The sequence below is a fragment of the Duganella sp. AC237 genome, from assembly GCF_979254035.1.
Genome location: NZ_CEEDEW010000003.1, coordinates 6,732,147 through 6,748,139, shown reverse-complemented (window position 1 = coordinate 6,748,139; position 15,993 = coordinate 6,732,147). Strand labels below are relative to the sequence as shown.

The following is a 15,993-nucleotide window of genomic DNA, read 5'->3' as shown; positions in this document are numbered from 1 at the left end:
TGAGAGGTTGGCGCAAGGCCGCCGCTGTCACAGGCGCGGCCCTGCTGTTGATAACGTCCCTGGGCGTGCAAATCCAAGCCCACGCCCAGACCGCCCGCTCGGGCAAACCGACCGAGCGCAGCAAGCAGAAGGCGCTGGCCGAGGCCGAGCGCGCCGGCTTGCAGCAAAAGCTGTCGGCGCTCAAAAAGGACATCAGCAAGACCGAAAGCGCCAAGGACGACGCGGCCGATACGCTGGCCGAGTCGGAGCAGGCGATTTCGGACGCCAACCGCGCGCTGCGCGACCTGCAGCAGGAGCAGGGCGATACCCATAGCAAGCTGCAACAGCTGACCGCCGAGCGCGAACGGCTGACGGCCACGGTCGCGCTGCAAAAGCAGCAGCTGGCCAAGCTGCTGCGCGAGCACTATGTCGCCGGCAATGAAGACCGCATCAAGTTACTGCTGTCCGGGGACAACCCCAACCGCATCAACCGCGATTTGCAGATGATGGCCTATGTGTCGCAGGCGCAGGCCAAGTTGCTGGACGCGCTGCGCGCCAACCTCAAGGCGGTCGAGGATAATCAGGCCGAGGCGCAAAACGCCAACGACGAGCTAGCCGAGATCGCCCAGGAGCAATTGCAGCAGAAAGCCAAGCTGGAACAGGAAAAGACGCGCCGCGCCGCCTTGCTGTCGACCTTGTCGCAAAAGCTGGTTGCCCAGCGCAAGGAAGCGGGCAACGTCGAGCGCGACGAGCAGCGCATCAGCGGCCTGGTCGACAAGCTGAACAAGCTGATCGAGGAGCAGGCGATCGCCGCCGCCGCCGAGAAAAAGCGCCAAGAACAACTGGCGGCCGCCCGCGCCGCCGCCAAGGCCAAGGCCGACGCCGAGAAAAAGGCGCTGCTGCTGGCCCAGGCCCAGGCGCGTGCGAAAGCGGCTGCGGCGGCGCAGGCCGAGCGCGAGCGTTTGGCGAAGGCCAACGCCAACAAATCCGGCACCATCAAACCCGCGCAGCCGCCCCAGCCGACCAAGCCGCCGGCGCCGGCCAGGCCCGATCCGATCGACGCCGATGAACCAAAAGTCGCGGTCAAGCCCGATCCGGCGCCGACGCCTGCACCGACACCTGCACCGGCGCCGGTCGCGGAACCGGTCCGTCCGCCGGCCCGTCCGGCCGACATCGCGCTGGCGCCCGCCGCGCCGGCCGGCGCCTTCGCCAGCCTCAAAGGCAAGATGGGCTCGCCGGTCAGCGGCCAGGTCGCGGCCAAGTTCGGCAGCAAGCGCGGCCAGGGACCTGCCTGGAAGGGCGTCTTCATCCGCGCCGCCGAAGGCACCGACGTGCGCGCCGTCGCCGGCGGCCGGGTGGTGTTTGCCGAATGGCTGCGCGGCTTCGGCAACCTGATCATCGTCGACCACGGCGGCCAGTACATGAGTATTTACGGTAATAACCAGTCGTTGCTGAAAAGGGCAGGCGATATCGTCAAGTCGGGCGACCCGATAGCGAGCGCGGGCAATAGCGGCGGCAACGAGGAATCAGGGCTATACTTCGAGCTTCGCCATCAGGGCACGGCATTCGATCCGGCTGGCTGGGTCAAGTTTTAAGGTTCGCGGAGAAAATGGGCAACAAGTTTAAGAGCATCGCTTTGATCGGACTCGGCGCCATCGCCGGCGTCACCGCCTCGTTGCAGTTTCCCGCCATCGCGCAGAAAGCCGGCGGCACCCCGTTGCCGCTGGAAGAGTTGCGCCAGCTGTCGGACGTGTTCGGCCTGATCAAGACCGACTACGTCGAAAACGTCGACGACAAGAAACTCGTCACCGACGCCATTTCCGGCATGGTGTCCTCGCTGGACCCGCATTCGGTCTACCTGGACAAAAAAGCCTTCCGCGAGATGAAAGAGACCGTCGCCGGCAAATTCGTCGGCATCGGCGTCGAAGTCGGCATGGAGGACGGCTATATCAAGGTCGTCTCGCCGATCGAGGACACGCCCGCCTTCAAGGCCGGCATCAAGACGGGCGACCTGATCACCCGTATCGACGGCACGCCGATCAAGAACATGTCGCTCGACGAGAGCGTCAAGAAGATGCGCGGCGAGCCCGGCTCCAAGGTGGCCGTCACCATCAGCCGCAAGGATGAGGACAAGCCGCTCGTCATGACCATCACGCGCGAGGAAATCCGCGTGCAAAGCGTCAAGACCAAGATCGTCGAGCCTGGCTACGCCTGGGTGCGCATCTCGCAGTTCCAGGAACCGACCCTGGACGACATGGCCAAGCAAATCACCGCCCTGTACGCGCAAGACCCGAAGATCAAGGGCCTGGTGCTGGACCTGCGCAACGATCCGGGCGGCCTGGTGCCGGGCGCGATCGGCGTTTCGGCCGCCTTCCTGCCCAAGGATTCGGTGATCGTCTCAACCAACGGGCAGCTGGCGTCGTCCAAGGAAACCTTCTACGGCCGGCCGGAGTTCTACGCGCCGCGCGCCAAGTCCGATCCGCTGGCCAAGCTGCCGGCCGGCCTGAAGGATGTGCCGATGGTGGTGCTGGTTAACGCCGGCTCGGCCTCGGCGTCGGAAATCGTCGCCGGCGCGTTGCAGGATTACAAGCGCGCCACCATCATGGGCACGCAAACCTTCGGCAAGGGCTCGGTGCAGACGCTGCGCCAGTTGACCGCCGACACCGCCGTCAAGCTGACCACGGCGCGTTACTACACGCCGCAAAACCGCTCGATCCAGGCGCGCGGCATCGTGCCCGACCTGATGGTCGACGAGACCGCCGACGGCGACGGCTTGAACAGCCTGCGCATGCGCGAAGCCGATCTGCAAAAGCACTTGGGCAACGACAAGGACCCGGAGGCCGAAAGCATCGCGCAGAAGGCCCTGAACGCCCAGCGCGACGGCCTGGAGGACGCGCAGCGCATGGCTTCGCTGGCGAAGAAATCCAAACCGGTCGAATTCGGCTCCAAGGACGACTTCCAGCTGGCGCAGGCGCTGAACCACTTCAAGGGCTTGCCGGTCAAACTGTCGAAGGTGGAGGCGGGTGCGGCGGCCGGTGGCGACGGCGTCGGCGAGATCAAGTCGGATAGCGGCCCGGACATCAAGTCGGACGTGAAGTCCGACGTGAAGCCGGATAGCAAGCCAGATGGCAAGCCAAGCTCCAAGCCGGATGGTAAGCCAAACGCCAAGCCTGCCGCCAAGCCCGAAGCCAAATCCAAGGCCGGTGACGGCAAGCCGGCGGCGAAACAGCCAGTCACCGAATAACAAGAAACAGTAGCGCGGCCCGGCCGCCGGTTGAGACCATGGACGATTCGCAACTACTGCGCTACTCGCGCCACATCCTGCTCGACGAAATCGGCATCGAAGGCCAGCAAAAACTGCTGGCCGCGCACGCGCTGGTGATCGGCGCCGGCGGCCTCGGCTCGCCGGCGGCGCTGTACCTGGCCTCGGCCGGCGTCGGCCACATCACCCTGGTCGACGACGACACCGTCGACCTGACCAACCTGCAACGCCAGATCGCCCACACCACGGCGCGCGTCGGCCAGCCGAAGGCCGCCTCGGCGCGCATCACCCTGCAAGAGATTAATCCCGGCATCGCCGTCAGCGCGCTCACCGAACGGGCCGACGGCGCCCGCCTGGCCGAACTGGTGGCCGAAGCCGATGTCGTGCTCGACTGCACCGACAACTTTGCCACGCGCCACGCCGTCAACCGCGCTTGCGTGGCGCTGGGTAAGCCGCTGGTGTCCGGCGCGGTGATCCGCTTCGACGGCCAGATCAGCGTGTTCGACCCGCGCAAGGCAGGCAACCCCTGTTATTCATGCCTGTTCCCGCAGGACCAGCAGTTCGAGGACGTGGCCTGTTCCACCATGGGCGTGTTTGCGCCGCTGGTGGGCGTGGTCGGCGCCATGCAGGCGGCCGAGGCGCTCAAGCTGCTGATGGGCGTAGGCAACTCGCTGGCCGGGCGGCTGCTGATGCTCGACGGCCTGAACATGGAATGGACCAGCATCGGCGTCGGCAGAAATGATGCCTGCCCGGTGTGCGGTGCAGGTAGAATGATAACGAAAAATACAACGTAGAATTTTCCAAAACCATCCGCCGACACCATCACCTCCAGGAGAAGACCTTGCTGACGAAACGACTCGCCGTACTTCCGCTGGCATTGGCCGCCGCCTTCAGCGCGCAGGCCGCCAGCACCACCAAGTATCTGATCTACACCGAAAGCGGCAAGCAGATGGGCGAGCAGGTGGTCGAGCAGCAGGACGACGGCCTGACCAAGGTGCGTTTCATCTATAAGAACAACGGCCGCGGCCCCGAGCTGACCGAGCAATTCCGCATCGGCCCGGACGGCACCATGACCGAGTATGCCGTCAAGGGCAATTCCACCTTCGGCGCCGTGGTCGACGAGCGCTTCGAGCGCAAGGGCGACCAGGCCGAGTGGAAATCGACCTCGGAACAAGGCAAGAAAACCGTCGCCGGTCCGGCCGCCTATGTGCCGCTGAACAGTTCCTTCGAGGTCATCTCCGCCGCCATCACCGCGCTGGCCGCCGCGCCGGACAACAAGCTACCGCTGCTGCCGTCGGGCACCTTGTCGCAGACCAAGCTGGACGCGCTGGAGATCACCAATGCCACCGGCCAGAAGCAAACCGTGCAATTGCTGGCGCAAACCGGCATCGGCCTGTCGCCATCGTTCATGTGGGCCACAAACGGCGACAAGCCGCGCTTGTTTGCCGTCATCATTCCGGGCTTCATGAACGCGATGGAACAGGGCTGGGAAGCGGCCATTCCGGAGATGGCCAAACGCCAGAAAGCCGCCGAGAGCAAGATGCTGGCCGATGTCGCGCAGAAGTTGCAGCACCCGCTGCCGGGCCTGACCCTGGTCAAGAACGCCCGCGTCTTTGACAGCGAGAAGGCCACCGTGGGCGCGCCGTCGGACATCTACATCCTGCGCGGCCGCATCACCTCGGTGCAGCCGGCCGGCTCGCCGACGCGCGACGCCGCCAACACCATCGACGCCGGCGGTCGCATCGTGCTGCCGGGCCTGTTCGATATGCACGGCCACGTCGACCGCTGGTCGGGCGCGCTTAACATCTCGACCGGCGTCACCAGCGTGCGCGACATGGGCAACGACAACGCCCAGATGCAGGCGATGCTGGATGAGACCACCGACGGCAAGCTGCTCGGTCCGCAAGTGGTGCCGGCCGGCTTCCTGGAAGGCGAGAGCCAGTACAGCGCCAGCGGCGGCTTCACCGTCAAGGACTTGCAGGGCGCCAAGGACGCGATCGACTGGTACGCGCAGCGCGGCTATCCGCAACTGAAGATCTACAACTCCTTCCCGAAAGACATCCTGAAGGACACGGTCGCCTACGCCCACACGCGCGGCATGCGCGTTTCCGGCCACGTGCCGGCCGGCCTTCGCGCGCAGCAGGCGCTCGACGCCGGTTACGACGAAATCCAGCACATCAACCAGGTGCTGCTGAACTTCTTCGTCAAACCGGACACCGAAACGCGCAACCTGAACCGCTTCGTGCTGCCGGCCGAGAAGGTGGCCGATCTCGATTTCAACTCCAAGCCGGTCAAGGACTTTGTCGCCCAACTGGCCAAGAAGCAAATCGCCATCGATCCGACCATGTCGGCGTTCGCCTTCCTCAAGCAGCGCGACGGCGACGTCAACGAGCCGTACGCCGATTTCGCCGCCAACATGCCGCCGGACGTGGCGCGCGGCTTTTCCGTCGGCACCATGAAGATCGACGGCGCCGAGCAGCTCAAGCGCTACGAGAAGTCCTACGGCAAGATGGTCGACTTCGTCGGCATCATGTACCGCGCCGGCGTGCCCATCGTGGCCGGCACCGACGACATCGCCGGTTTCACCTTGCACTCGGAGCTGGCGCTGCTGGTCAAGGCCGGCTTGACCCCGGCCCAGGCGCTGCAAGTGGCCACGCGCAACGGCGCCCGCTACACCCGCACCAGCAACGATCGCGGCAGTATAACGCCGGGCAAGCTGGCCGACCTGGTGCTGGTGGACGGCGACCCGACCAAGGATATCAAGGACGTGCGCAAGGTATCGGCGGTGATCACGCGCGGCTATGTGATCTACCCGAGCGAGATCGACACGGCGCTTGGCATCGCCCCGTTCGTCAAGCAGGCGCCGACGGTGACCAAGACCGCCGCCGCCGTGGCCGAAGTCGATCACGCGCACGGCGGCGGCAACGACGGCGCCCGCAACCGCATCGAGGCGACCGCCCGCAAACACGATTAAAGCGCAGGGCCGCCGGGTCCGTGAAAAGGCCCGGCATGACAATGGTGTGACAATGCCATGACCTGACGATGACAAGCTGGTAAAAGCTGGTTAAAACCGTCGATTATTAAGCCGTGTTTAAGCTCCGGGGCGCAAAAATCACGCCTCTGCTTGCTCTGATTCCGCTGTTTCGGCCTTATACTCTGCACTCACTTTAATTTGGTAGTAAATTATGAAAAAAGCAACGCCTCAACGTCGCGCCGCGCGCGGTTTCACGCTGATCGAAATCATGGTGGTGGTGGTCATCATGGGTGTGCTGGCGGCGCTGGTCGTGCCCAAGCTGCTGAGCCGCACCGGTGAATCGAAAGTGGCCGCCGCCAAGGTCGATATCGCCACCGTCATGCAGGCGCTCAAACTGTACAAGCTGGACAACCAGCGCTATCCGACCACCGAGCAGGGCCTGCAGGCGCTGCTGACCAAGCCGACCAGCGGCCCGGCCGCCAACGGCTGGAAGACCGGCGGCTATCTGGAAAAGATGCCGAAAGACCCGTGGGGCGCGCCGTACCAGTTCCTGTCGCCGGGCATCAAAGGCGAGATCGATGTGTATTCGCTGGGCGCCGACGGCGCCCCGGGCGGCACCGGCGACGACGCCGACATCGGTTCCTGGGAAAACTAAGCACACGGAGATAGCCGATCATGCGCGCCGCGCGCCGGCCGAGCCCAGGCTTTACGCCGAGAGGCTTCACGCTGATTGAGTTGTTGGTGGTGATGGTCATCCTGGGCATCACGCTGGGGATCGTCTCGCTCAGCGCGATGCCCGGCCAGAAGCAGGCGCTGCAGCAGGACGCGCAACGCATCGCGCTGCTGCTGCAACTGGCGCGCGACGAGGCGATCGTGCGCAACCGCCAGATCGCCTTCGAGGCCGGGCCGGACGGCTACCGTTTCCTGATCCGCAACGACAAGCAATGGGATCTCGCGGTGCAGGACGACCTGCTGCGCGAGCGCGAGTTCAAACAGGGCCCGGTGACGTTGCTGCTCGATCCGCCACCCAACGCCCAGAACGACAACAACCTGCGCATCATCTTCGGCCGCGAACCGGTCGACAAGCCGTTCGTGCTGACCATGACCGGCGGCGGCAGCAGCGTGGCCATCCGCGCCGACGGCATCGGCCATTTCACGGTGGACTGACCATAAACAAGATGCGCCGACCCTCCCGCAAAAACAAAGGCTTCACCCTGCTCGAAGTGCTGGTGGCGCTGGTCATCGTCGGCACCGCGCTTGGCGCCTCGCTGCGCGCGGTCGGCAGCCTGACCCAGAACAGCAACGGCCTGCGCGGCGCCATGATGGCGACCTGGTCGGCCGAGAACCGGCTGGTGCAGCTGCGCCTGTCCAAGACGTTTCCGGCGGTCGGCAAGCAGACCTTCGAATGTCCGCAGGGCGACATGAAGCTGATGTGCCAGGAAGAAGTCATCGCCAGCCCGAATCCGCGCTTCCGCCGGGTCGAGGTCAGCGTCTACGACCAAGCCAACCCGGAACGCCGCATCATCAAGCTGGTCCAACTGGTGCTGAATTCATGACGCGCCGCCATGTCAAGCGACGCGGTGGCTTCACCTTGATCGAATTGCTGGTGGCCATTTCGATCCTGGCCATCGTCGCCGTGCTGGGCTGGCGCGGCCTGGACGGCATCATCCGCTCGCGCGAGTCGCTGACGGCCAAGATGGAGCAGACACGCGGCCTGCAACTGGCGTTCGCGCAGTTGCAGAGCGATTGCGCCAGCCTGGCCACGGCAACCCTGGTGAACAACCGCCCCTACATGCTGGCCGATAACGACCGCCTGACCTTCGTGCGGGTGGTGATGACGGAAAACGAGCCGACCCGGCTGCAGGTGGTGGCCTATCGCGTGCGCGACGGCGTGCTGACGCGGCGCGAATCGAACGCCACGCGCGACCTGCTGCAACTGGACGCGCTGTGGCAGGCCGCGCTTAACGACACCGACACCGCCGCCAGCGTGGCGCTGCAGTCCGACGTGCTGTCGATGGGCGCGCGCTACTGGATCAACACCGAATGGCGGCCGGCGGCCGGGATGACGACGGGCGGCTCGGGCAACGCGCCGACCGGGCTGGAAGTGTCGCTGGCCTTGCAGGGCCAGGAAGTGCCGATGGTCAAATCCTTCCTGCTGGGGGCGTTGTGATGCGGGCGCGTCGGAACCCACGGCGCCAGCGTGGCGTCGCCGTCATCACGGCGCTGCTGCTGACGACCCTGGCCGTCACCATCGTCACCAGCCTGTTCTGGCAGCAGCAGGTGCAGGTGCGCTCGATGGAAAACCAGCGGCTGCAACTGCAAACCCGCTGGATCGTGCGCGGCGCGCTGGACTTGAGCCGGCTGATCCTGTTCCAGGACTTCCTCGACTCGTCGACCTTCACGCGACTGAACGGCATCTGGTCGACGCCGCTGGAAGAGACCCGGCTGGACGACTACGTCGAGCGCGAGCGCCAGGAAGGCGAGGATTTCAACGCCACCTTGTCGGGCAAAATTGTCGATGCGCAGTCGCGTTACAATCTCGCCAACCTGGCCACCGCGCGGGTGCCGGACAAGGCGCAGATCGGCGTGCTCCAACGCCTCTTGACAAATCTGCAATTAGATACGAATCTGGCGCAGCAGGTGGCGATGCAGGTGGCGATGACGCAGCCGGTCCAGGCCGCGCTCGGCAGCGGAACCGGCGGCACTGGCGGCACCGGCACCGGCACGACCGGCACCGGCGGCACCACGGGCACTACGGGCACCGGAGGTTCCACCGGCACCGGCGGCACTGGCGGCACCACGGGCACCGGCACGCCGGCCGGCACCGTGCCGGTATCGGGCAGCGTCGAGCCGATGGGCTTTGTCCGGCTGGAGGATTTGCTGGCCGTCAGCGGCTTCACACCGCAGGCGGTCGAGCGGCTGCGCGAGTTCGTCATCGTGCTGCCGCAGCCGACCAAGGTCAACGTGAACACCGCGCCGCCCGAACTGATCGCGGCGCTGGTGCCGGGCCTGTCGCTGGGCGACGCGGCAGCCATGGTCAATACGCGCAAGGGCGCTTATTATCGACAGATGGCGGATTTCACGCAGCAGCCGCAGATGGGTGCGGCGCAGCGCAAGACGGCGGTGGACGTCGATGTCCGCAGCGATTATTTCCTGGCCTTCAGCCAGGTCAAGCTCGACCGCGCTGCGCTGGACACGGTGTCGCTGCTGTCGCGGGCGCAGGGGACGGGCCTCACCACGGTCGTATGGATACGGGAAAACTAGAGTAGCGAATGAGAGCGATCAACGAAAGCGAGACCCTTTGAGTACATTATTTATCCGCTATCCGGCCAAGGCCAGCGTCGACAGCGGCGCCGCCCAGACCTGCCCGTTCGCGCTGGTCGGCGACGGCGGCAATCTGGAGCGGCAGGGCACGTCGCCGCTGGGCAACCTGGGGGACCTGATCGCCGCCTCGCGCCGCGTGGTGCTGATGCTGGCCGCCTCGGACGCGACCTTGCTGCGCGTGAAGGCGCCGCCGCTGTCGGCCTCGCGCCTGAAGGCGGCGCTGCCGGCGCTGGTCGAGGAACAAGTGCTGGGCGACACGGCCGATTGCGTGCTGGCCGCCGGCACGGCCGACGCCGACGGCGTGCGCACCGTCGCCGTGGTCCAGCGCGCGTGGCTGGAGGTGCTGGTCAAGGCGCTGCTGGCGCAGGGCGCGCACAGCGTCTCGGTGCTGCCGATGCAGCTGTGCCTGCCGTTCCAGCCGGGATCGATCTCGGCCGCGCTGAGCCTGGGCGAGGCCGGCTACGAGCTGATCCTGCGCCGCTCGCAGTACGACGGCATGGGCCTGGCGTTGCCGGCCGAGCCGTTGGCGGCGCTGCACACCTTGCGCGCGATGGCCGGCGACGAGCCGGTCACGTTGTACTTGTCGCAAGAGCAAATGAAGCAGTTCGAGCCGCTGATGGCCGATACGGCCACGGCGCCGCACGGCATCAGCCTGGCCGAGGATCACTGGCAGCATTGGGTGGCGGCGTCGCGTTCGGCCGGACTGGACCTGGCGCCGGCGCTGGGCGCGGCCGGCGCCTCGGCGCGCGAATGGCAACGCTGGCGCTGGCCGCTGCGCATCGCCGCGCTGGCGCTGCTGGTCAACGTGGTGGGGCTGAACGTCGAATGGATGCGCCTCAAGCGCGAAGCCAACGAAGTGCGCCTGGCCATGATGCAAACCTTCAAGGCGGCCTATCCGAAGGAAACCGTGATCCTCGACCCGGTCGCGCAAATGCGCAAGAACATTTCGCTGGCCAAGGCCGACGACGGCCAGGCCGCGCCCGACGGCTTCATCGCCATGAGCGCCAACCTGGCCGAGGCGCTGAGCGTGTTGCCCAAGCGCGATGTGATCGCTACGTTGGATTATAGGGAACGCGCTCTGCAGGCCAAGGTCAAACCTAATACCGTCGACGCCGCCGCGATGACGCAAATCCGCGCCGCGTTGCAGGCCCGCAAGCTGGAATTGACGGAAGCCAATCCCGGCACCTGGCAAATCCGCGTCGCCAGCACCGGCGGGGCCAAACCATGAGCAGCGCCATGAGCATCACGATGAATGGAATCATGAACAGAACCATGAGCACAACGGCATGAGCAAACTCGATCAAACGATACAGGACTACCGCGCCCGCGCGTCGGCCTTCTGGCTGGCGCGCACCGAGCAGGAGCGTCGCCTGCTGGCCATCGGCGGCGTCGTGGTCGCGCTGGGCCTGTTCTACGGCGTGCTGCTGTCGCCGGCGCTCGAGGGCCGCGAGAAGCTGAGCAAGGAGTTGCCGGTGCTGCGCCAGCAGGCCGCCGAGTTGCAGGCGATGGCGCTGGAGGCGGCCGCCTTGCGCGGCCAGAACACCATCGAGCCGACGCCGATGACGCGCGAGAGCCTGACGGCCGGCCTGACCGCGCGCGGCCTGACGGCGCAGTCGGTCAACATCACCGGCGAGTACGCCAAGGTCCAGCTTAACAACGTCGCCTTCGCCGGCATCGTCGTCTGGCTGGACGCGGTGCGCAACGAAAGCCGCATCGCCGTCCAGGACGCCAATTTCACGGCCCAGGACACGGCCGGCATGGTCAACGCCACCCTGACTTTGCGCCAGGGCGCGCGATGAGCGTGCGGCTTGCGCAAAAAGGCCATGCATGAAGCGCGCCGTGCTATGGTTGCTGACCATCGCGCTCAGCGTGCTGATCACCCTGGCGGTGTTCTTTCCTGCCACGTGGCTCGGTGCCATCGTCGAGCAGCGCACCGGCGGCCGTTTGACCTTGGGCGACGCGCAGGGTACGCTGTGGCGCGGCTCGGCCTTCATCGGCGGCGCGGCCGGCGGCAACCGGCCGGTCACGCCGTTGCTGCCGGGACGTTTCAGCTGGAAGATCTCGCCGCTGGCGCTGGTCGGCATGGTCGACCTGCGGCTCGACAACGGCGAGGCGCTGGCGCAGCCGGTGACGTTCCGCGGCAGCTGGTCGCAGTGGCAACTCAGTCCGTCGGCGCTGCTGTTGCCGGCGCAGGGCCTGGCCGGCCTGGGCGCGCCGCTCAACACGCTGGCGCCCAGCGGCATCATGCGCCTGTCGTGGACCGCGCTGGAGCTGGCGCTGCAAGACCGCCAGATCGCCGTCAACGGCCGCACCACGCTGGAGATGACGGACATGTCGTCGCGGCTGGCGCCGGTCAGCCCGCTGGGCAGCTACACGCTGGCGCTCGACTGGCGCGGCCAGCAGGCCGCCTTGACGCTCGATTCCGTCAAGGGGCCGCTGTTGCTGAGCGGACGCGGCAACCTGAATAATGGCCGCCTGCAGTTTTCCGGGCAGGCGGAGGCGGCAAAGGGATACGAAGACACGCTGGCCAATTTGTTGAATTTGCTCGGCCAGCGCCGTCCCGGCAGCGACCGCAACGTCATCGCTTTAGAGGTCCGCTAAGCTTTCCCGTAGGGCGGATTAGCGCGTAGCGCGCGAGTTGCCAATGAGCGGCCATAAGCCGCCGCCGACATGGTTATATTTAGTTTCAATCGTGGTTACAACACTAGATACAAAGTTCAGACAATGAAAAAACAGTCCGTGAGCAAATCCAATCTTCCCGCGCTGCGCCGCCTGAGCGCGGGTGCGATGCTGTGCTGCGCGCTCGGCGCCGTGCCGACCACCGGGCTGCTGTGGCCGGCCCTGGCCCACGCCGCCGCCGATGACGCCGCGCTGAACTTTGTCGGCGCCGACATCGAGTCGGTGATCAAGGCCGTCGGCCACTACACCAACATTACCTTCGTCATCGACCCGCGCGTCAAGGGCACGATCACCCTGGTGTCGGAAAAGTCGATCAGCAAGTCGCAGGCGTTCAGCCTGCTGACCTCGGCGCTGCGCCTGCAAGGTTACGCCGTCGTCAGCGGCGACGGCTACGCCAAGGTGGTGCCGGAGGCGGACGCCAAGCTGCAATCGGGCCCGACCCAGATCGGCTCGGCGCCGACGCAGATCAAGGGCGACCAGATCGTCAGCCAGATCTTCCACCTGAACTACGAATCGGCCGGCAACGTCGTCACCGTGCTGCGGCCGCTCATTTCGCCCAACAACACCATCAACGCCAATCCGGGCAACAACACGGTGGTGATCACCGACTACGCGGACAACCTCAAGCGCCTGGCCAAGATCATCTCCGCGCTGGACGCGCCGGCCACGGCCGACCTCGACGTGATCCCGGTGCGTTACGCCATCGCCAGCGACCTGGCCTCGATGGTCAACAAGCTGATGGACGCGGGCGGCGGCGGTGGCGCGCCGGGCGCCGGCGGCGGTGATGCAGGCCGGGTCAGCGTGCTGGCCGATCCGCGCACCAACTCGCTGATCCTGCGCGCGCCGTCGGCGGCCCGCTCCAACCTGGCCAAGTCGCTGATCGCCAAACTCGACCAGCCGACCCAGGAACTGGGCAACGTCCACGTGGTCTACCTGAAGAACGCCGAGGCGACCAAGCTGGCGCAGACCCTGCGCGCGCTGGTGTCGGGCGACACCTCGTCGACCAACCAGCAGGGCGGCACGGGCACCGGCACCGGCCAGGGCAACCAGGGCGGCCAGAGCAGCAACACCGGCAGCTTCGGCGGCCAGAGCAGCGGCAGCTCGGCCAGCGGCGGCAGCACTGGCCCGACCAATCCTCTGCTGACCGGCAACAACAATTCGCAGCAACAGCAGGGCGGCGGCGGCCAGGCCGGCTATATCCAGGCCGACGCCACCACCAACACCTTGATCATCACTGCGCCGGAATCGGTCTACCGCAACCTGCGCGCCGTCATCGACCAGCTCGACGTGCGCCGCGCCCAGGTCTATATCGAGTCGCTGATCGTCGAAGTGACGTCCGATAAGGCGTCCGAGTTCGGCGTGCAATGGCTGGGCGCCACCGGCAATGCCGACAGCAAATACCGCTTGGGCGGCCTGCAACAGTCGTCCATCGGCGGCAGCAACAACAACATCGGCAATGTCGCCTTGTCCCTGCTCAACGGCTCGACATCGACCACGACGCCGACGCTGCCGGGCTCCGGCCTGACGGTGGGCCTGTTCAAGCAGGTCGCCGGCGGCCTCGGCCTGGGCCTGCTGGCGCGCTCGCTGGAGTCCGACGGCAACGCCAACGTGTTGTCGACGCCAAACATGATCACGCTCGACAACGAACTGGCGACGATCTCGGTCGGCCAGAACGTGCCGATCCTGACCGGCCAGTTCACCACCACGTCCGGCACCAACAGCAACCCGTTCCAGACCATCGACCGCAAGGAAGTGGGCCTGACGTTGAAAGTGCGCCCGCAGATTTCCGAAGGCGGCACCATCAAGCTGGCGATCTATCACGAGACCTCGAGCGTCGACAAATCGACGTTGACGGCCACCGCCGGCATCACCATCAACAAGCGCGTGATCGAGAACAACGTGATCGCCGACGACGGCCAGATCATCGTGCTCGGCGGCCTGATCGAGGACACCGAGGGCGACAGCACCGACAAGACGCGCGGCCTGGGCGACATCCCGATCATCGGCAACCTGTTCAAGTACCAGACGCGCAGCCGCAAGAAGACCAACCTGATGGTGTTCCTGCGCCCGGTCGTGATCCGCAACCAGGAGCAGAGCACCAGCCTGGCGACCGACCGCTACGACTACATGCGCTCGTCGCAGGAAGCGATCAAGCCGCCGCAGAGCGTGCTGGTCGAGGACCTGGGCCAGCCGGTGTTGCCGGCGCTGCAAAACGGCGTGCTTAGTGGCGGCGGCGTGGTCGCCAAGCCGATTCCGCAGGCGCCGATTCCACGCGTGCCGGGCCGCGCCGACAATGTGCAGCCGCAACCGCAACCCCAGCAGCAACCCCAGCAGTGAGATGAGCCGACGAGATGAGTAATCTTCTACCTTACGCCTTCGCCCGCGACTTCGTCGTGCTGGCGCAGCAGAGCGACGCCGCCGAGCACACGGTGGACGTCATGGTGTGCGGCGCCACGGCGCCGGCCGCCATCGCCGAGGTGTCGCGCCGTTTCGGCCGCATCCAGCTCAAGAGCATGACCCGGGCCGACCTCGAGACCGCCATCGCCACGGCCTATGCCAGCGCCGGCGGCAACGCCTCGATGGTGGCCGACGAGTTCGACGCCGAGCTCGACCTGACCAAGCTGTTGCAGGACGTGCCGGCGATCGAGGACTTGCTCGAATCTTCCGACGACGCGCCGGTGATCCGCATGATCAACGCGCTGCTGACGCAGGCGCTGCGAGACAGCGCCTCCGACATCCACATCGAGCCGTTCGAACAAACCTCGGTGGTGCGCTTCCGGGTCGACGGTTCGCTGCGCGACATCGTGCGTCCGCGCAAGGCGATCCACGGCTCGCTGATCTCGCGGATCAAGATCATGGCGCAGCTCGACATCGCCGAGAAGCGCCTGCCGCAGGACGGCCGCATCACCTTGCGCATCGGCGGCAAGCCGGTCGACGTGCGCGTCTCGACCCTGCCGACCGGGCATGGCGAGCGCGCCGTGCTGCGTCTGCTGGACAAGGAGGCCGGCCGCCTCGACCTGAACCACCTGGGCATGAGCGAAACCATGCTGCCCAAGTTCGACGCGCTGATCAACCAGCCGCACGGCATCGTGCTGGTGACCGGGCCGACCGGCTCGGGCAAGACCACGACGTTATATGCGGCGCTGTCGCTGCTGAACGCGGCCACCACCAACATCATGACGGTGGAAGACCCGATCGAGTACGACCTGAACGGCGTCGGCCAGACCCAGGTCAACCCGCGCATCGACATGACCTTCGCCAAGGCGCTGCGCGCGATCCTGCGCCAGGACCCGGACGTGATCATGATCGGCGAGATCCGCGACCTGGAAACGGCGCAGATCGCCGTGCAGGCCTCGCTGACCGGTCACCTGGTGCTGGCGACCCTGCACACCAACGACGCCGCCGCCGCCGTCACCCGACTGCTGGACATGGGGATCGAACCGTTCCTGCTGTCGTCGTCGCTGCTGGGCGTGCTGGCGCAGCGGCTGGTGCGCAAGCTGTGCGGCCACTGCAAGAGCTTCGACGGCCAGCTGTGGCACGCCGTCGGCTGCGAGCACTGCGGCCACACCGGCTACCAGGGCCGGGTCGGCGTCTACGAATTCCTGGAGACGACGGAGCAGATCCGCGCCCAGATCCACAACCGCGCCTCGGAGGCCGAAGTCAAAGCGGCCGCCATCGGCAGCGGCATGCAAACCATGCGCGACGACGGCGAGCGTTGGCTGGCCGCCGGCATCACCACGCAGGCCGAGTTGCTGCGCGTGACCAAAGACTAGGC

At 66.2% G+C, this 15,993-nt stretch carries 14 protein-coding genes; all 14 read left to right on the top strand.

What is annotated here, in order from left to right:
* Positions 1-47: 47 nt before the first annotated feature.
* The 14 genes from AC0IYS_RS29740 to gspE all read left to right on the top strand — a co-directional run bounded on the left by AC0IYS_RS29740 (position 48) and on the right by gspE (position 15,991).
* On the top strand, positions 48-1,574 hold the full coding sequence (locus tag AC0IYS_RS29740) for a murein hydrolase activator EnvC family protein (RefSeq protein ID WP_471708553.1): 1,527 nt from the start codon (positions 48-50) through the stop codon (positions 1,572-1,574).
* A gap of 14 nt (positions 1,575-1,588) precedes the next feature.
* Positions 1,589-3,223 (top strand): S41 family peptidase, encoded by a 1,635-nt coding sequence (locus AC0IYS_RS29735; protein ID WP_471708551.1) that lies wholly within the window; start codon positions 1,589-1,591, stop codon positions 3,221-3,223.
* Between the two features lie 38 nt (positions 3,224-3,261).
* Positions 3,262-4,035, top strand: coding sequence for a HesA/MoeB/ThiF family protein (locus tag AC0IYS_RS29730; RefSeq protein WP_471708550.1), 774 nt, complete (start codon positions 3,262-3,264; stop codon positions 4,033-4,035).
* A gap of 47 nt (positions 4,036-4,082) precedes the next feature.
* Entirely contained in the window at positions 4,083-6,215 is a 2,133-nt protein-coding gene (locus AC0IYS_RS29725) for an amidohydrolase family protein (protein WP_471708549.1), read from the top strand.
* 211 nt (positions 6,216-6,426) lie between these two features.
* Positions 6,427-6,870 carry a type II secretion system major pseudopilin GspG gene (gspG, locus tag AC0IYS_RS29720; protein ID WP_090325555.1) on the top strand — a complete coding sequence of 148 codons (444 nt, stop codon included), beginning with the start codon at positions 6,427-6,429 and terminating at the stop codon, positions 6,868-6,870.
* Between the two features lie 20 nt (positions 6,871-6,890).
* Positions 6,891-7,382 (top strand): type II secretion system minor pseudopilin GspH, encoded by a 492-nt coding sequence (gene gspH / locus AC0IYS_RS29715; RefSeq protein ID WP_471708548.1) that lies wholly within the window; start codon positions 6,891-6,893, stop codon positions 7,380-7,382.
* 11 nt (positions 7,383-7,393) lie between these two features.
* Positions 7,394-7,771 carry a type II secretion system minor pseudopilin GspI gene (gspI, locus tag AC0IYS_RS29710; protein ID WP_471708547.1) on the top strand — a complete coding sequence of 126 codons (378 nt, stop codon included), beginning with the start codon at positions 7,394-7,396 and terminating at the stop codon, positions 7,769-7,771.
* Complete coding sequence (locus AC0IYS_RS29705) at positions 7,768-8,385, top strand: PulJ/GspJ family protein (RefSeq protein ID WP_471708546.1); 618 nt, start codon at positions 7,768-7,770, stop codon at positions 8,383-8,385. Before gspI ends, AC0IYS_RS29705 begins: the two co-directional genes overlap by 4 nt.
* Complete coding sequence (gene gspK, locus AC0IYS_RS29700) at positions 8,385-9,479, top strand: type II secretion system minor pseudopilin GspK (RefSeq protein WP_471708545.1); 1,095 nt, start codon at positions 8,385-8,387, stop codon at positions 9,477-9,479. The genes AC0IYS_RS29705 and gspK overlap by 1 nt, the downstream gene beginning before the upstream one ends.
* 37 nt (positions 9,480-9,516) lie before the next feature.
* On the top strand, positions 9,517-10,767 hold the full coding sequence (gene gspL / locus AC0IYS_RS29695) for a type II secretion system protein GspL (protein WP_471708544.1): 1,251 nt from the start codon (positions 9,517-9,519) through the stop codon (positions 10,765-10,767).
* Between the two features lie 58 nt (positions 10,768-10,825).
* Entirely contained in the window at positions 10,826-11,338 is a 513-nt protein-coding gene (gspM, locus tag AC0IYS_RS29690) for a type II secretion system protein GspM (RefSeq protein ID WP_471708543.1), read from the top strand.
* A 28-nt stretch (positions 11,339-11,366) separates the two neighbouring features.
* Entirely contained in the window at positions 11,367-12,140 is a 774-nt protein-coding gene (locus AC0IYS_RS29685; protein ID WP_471708542.1) for a type II secretion system protein N, read from the top strand.
* 123 nt (positions 12,141-12,263) lie between these two features.
* Positions 12,264-14,555: a type II secretion system secretin GspD gene (gene gspD / locus AC0IYS_RS29680; protein ID WP_471708541.1), complete on the top strand. Its 2,292-nt coding sequence runs from the start codon at positions 12,264-12,266 to the stop codon at positions 14,553-14,555.
* Between the two features lie 14 nt (positions 14,556-14,569).
* The gene (gspE, locus tag AC0IYS_RS29675) at positions 14,570-15,991 is read left to right on the top strand and encodes a type II secretion system ATPase GspE (protein WP_363499390.1); all 1,422 of its coding nucleotides are present in this window, start codon (positions 14,570-14,572) and stop codon (positions 15,989-15,991) included.
* The last annotated feature ends 2 nt before the right edge of the window (positions 15,992-15,993 follow it).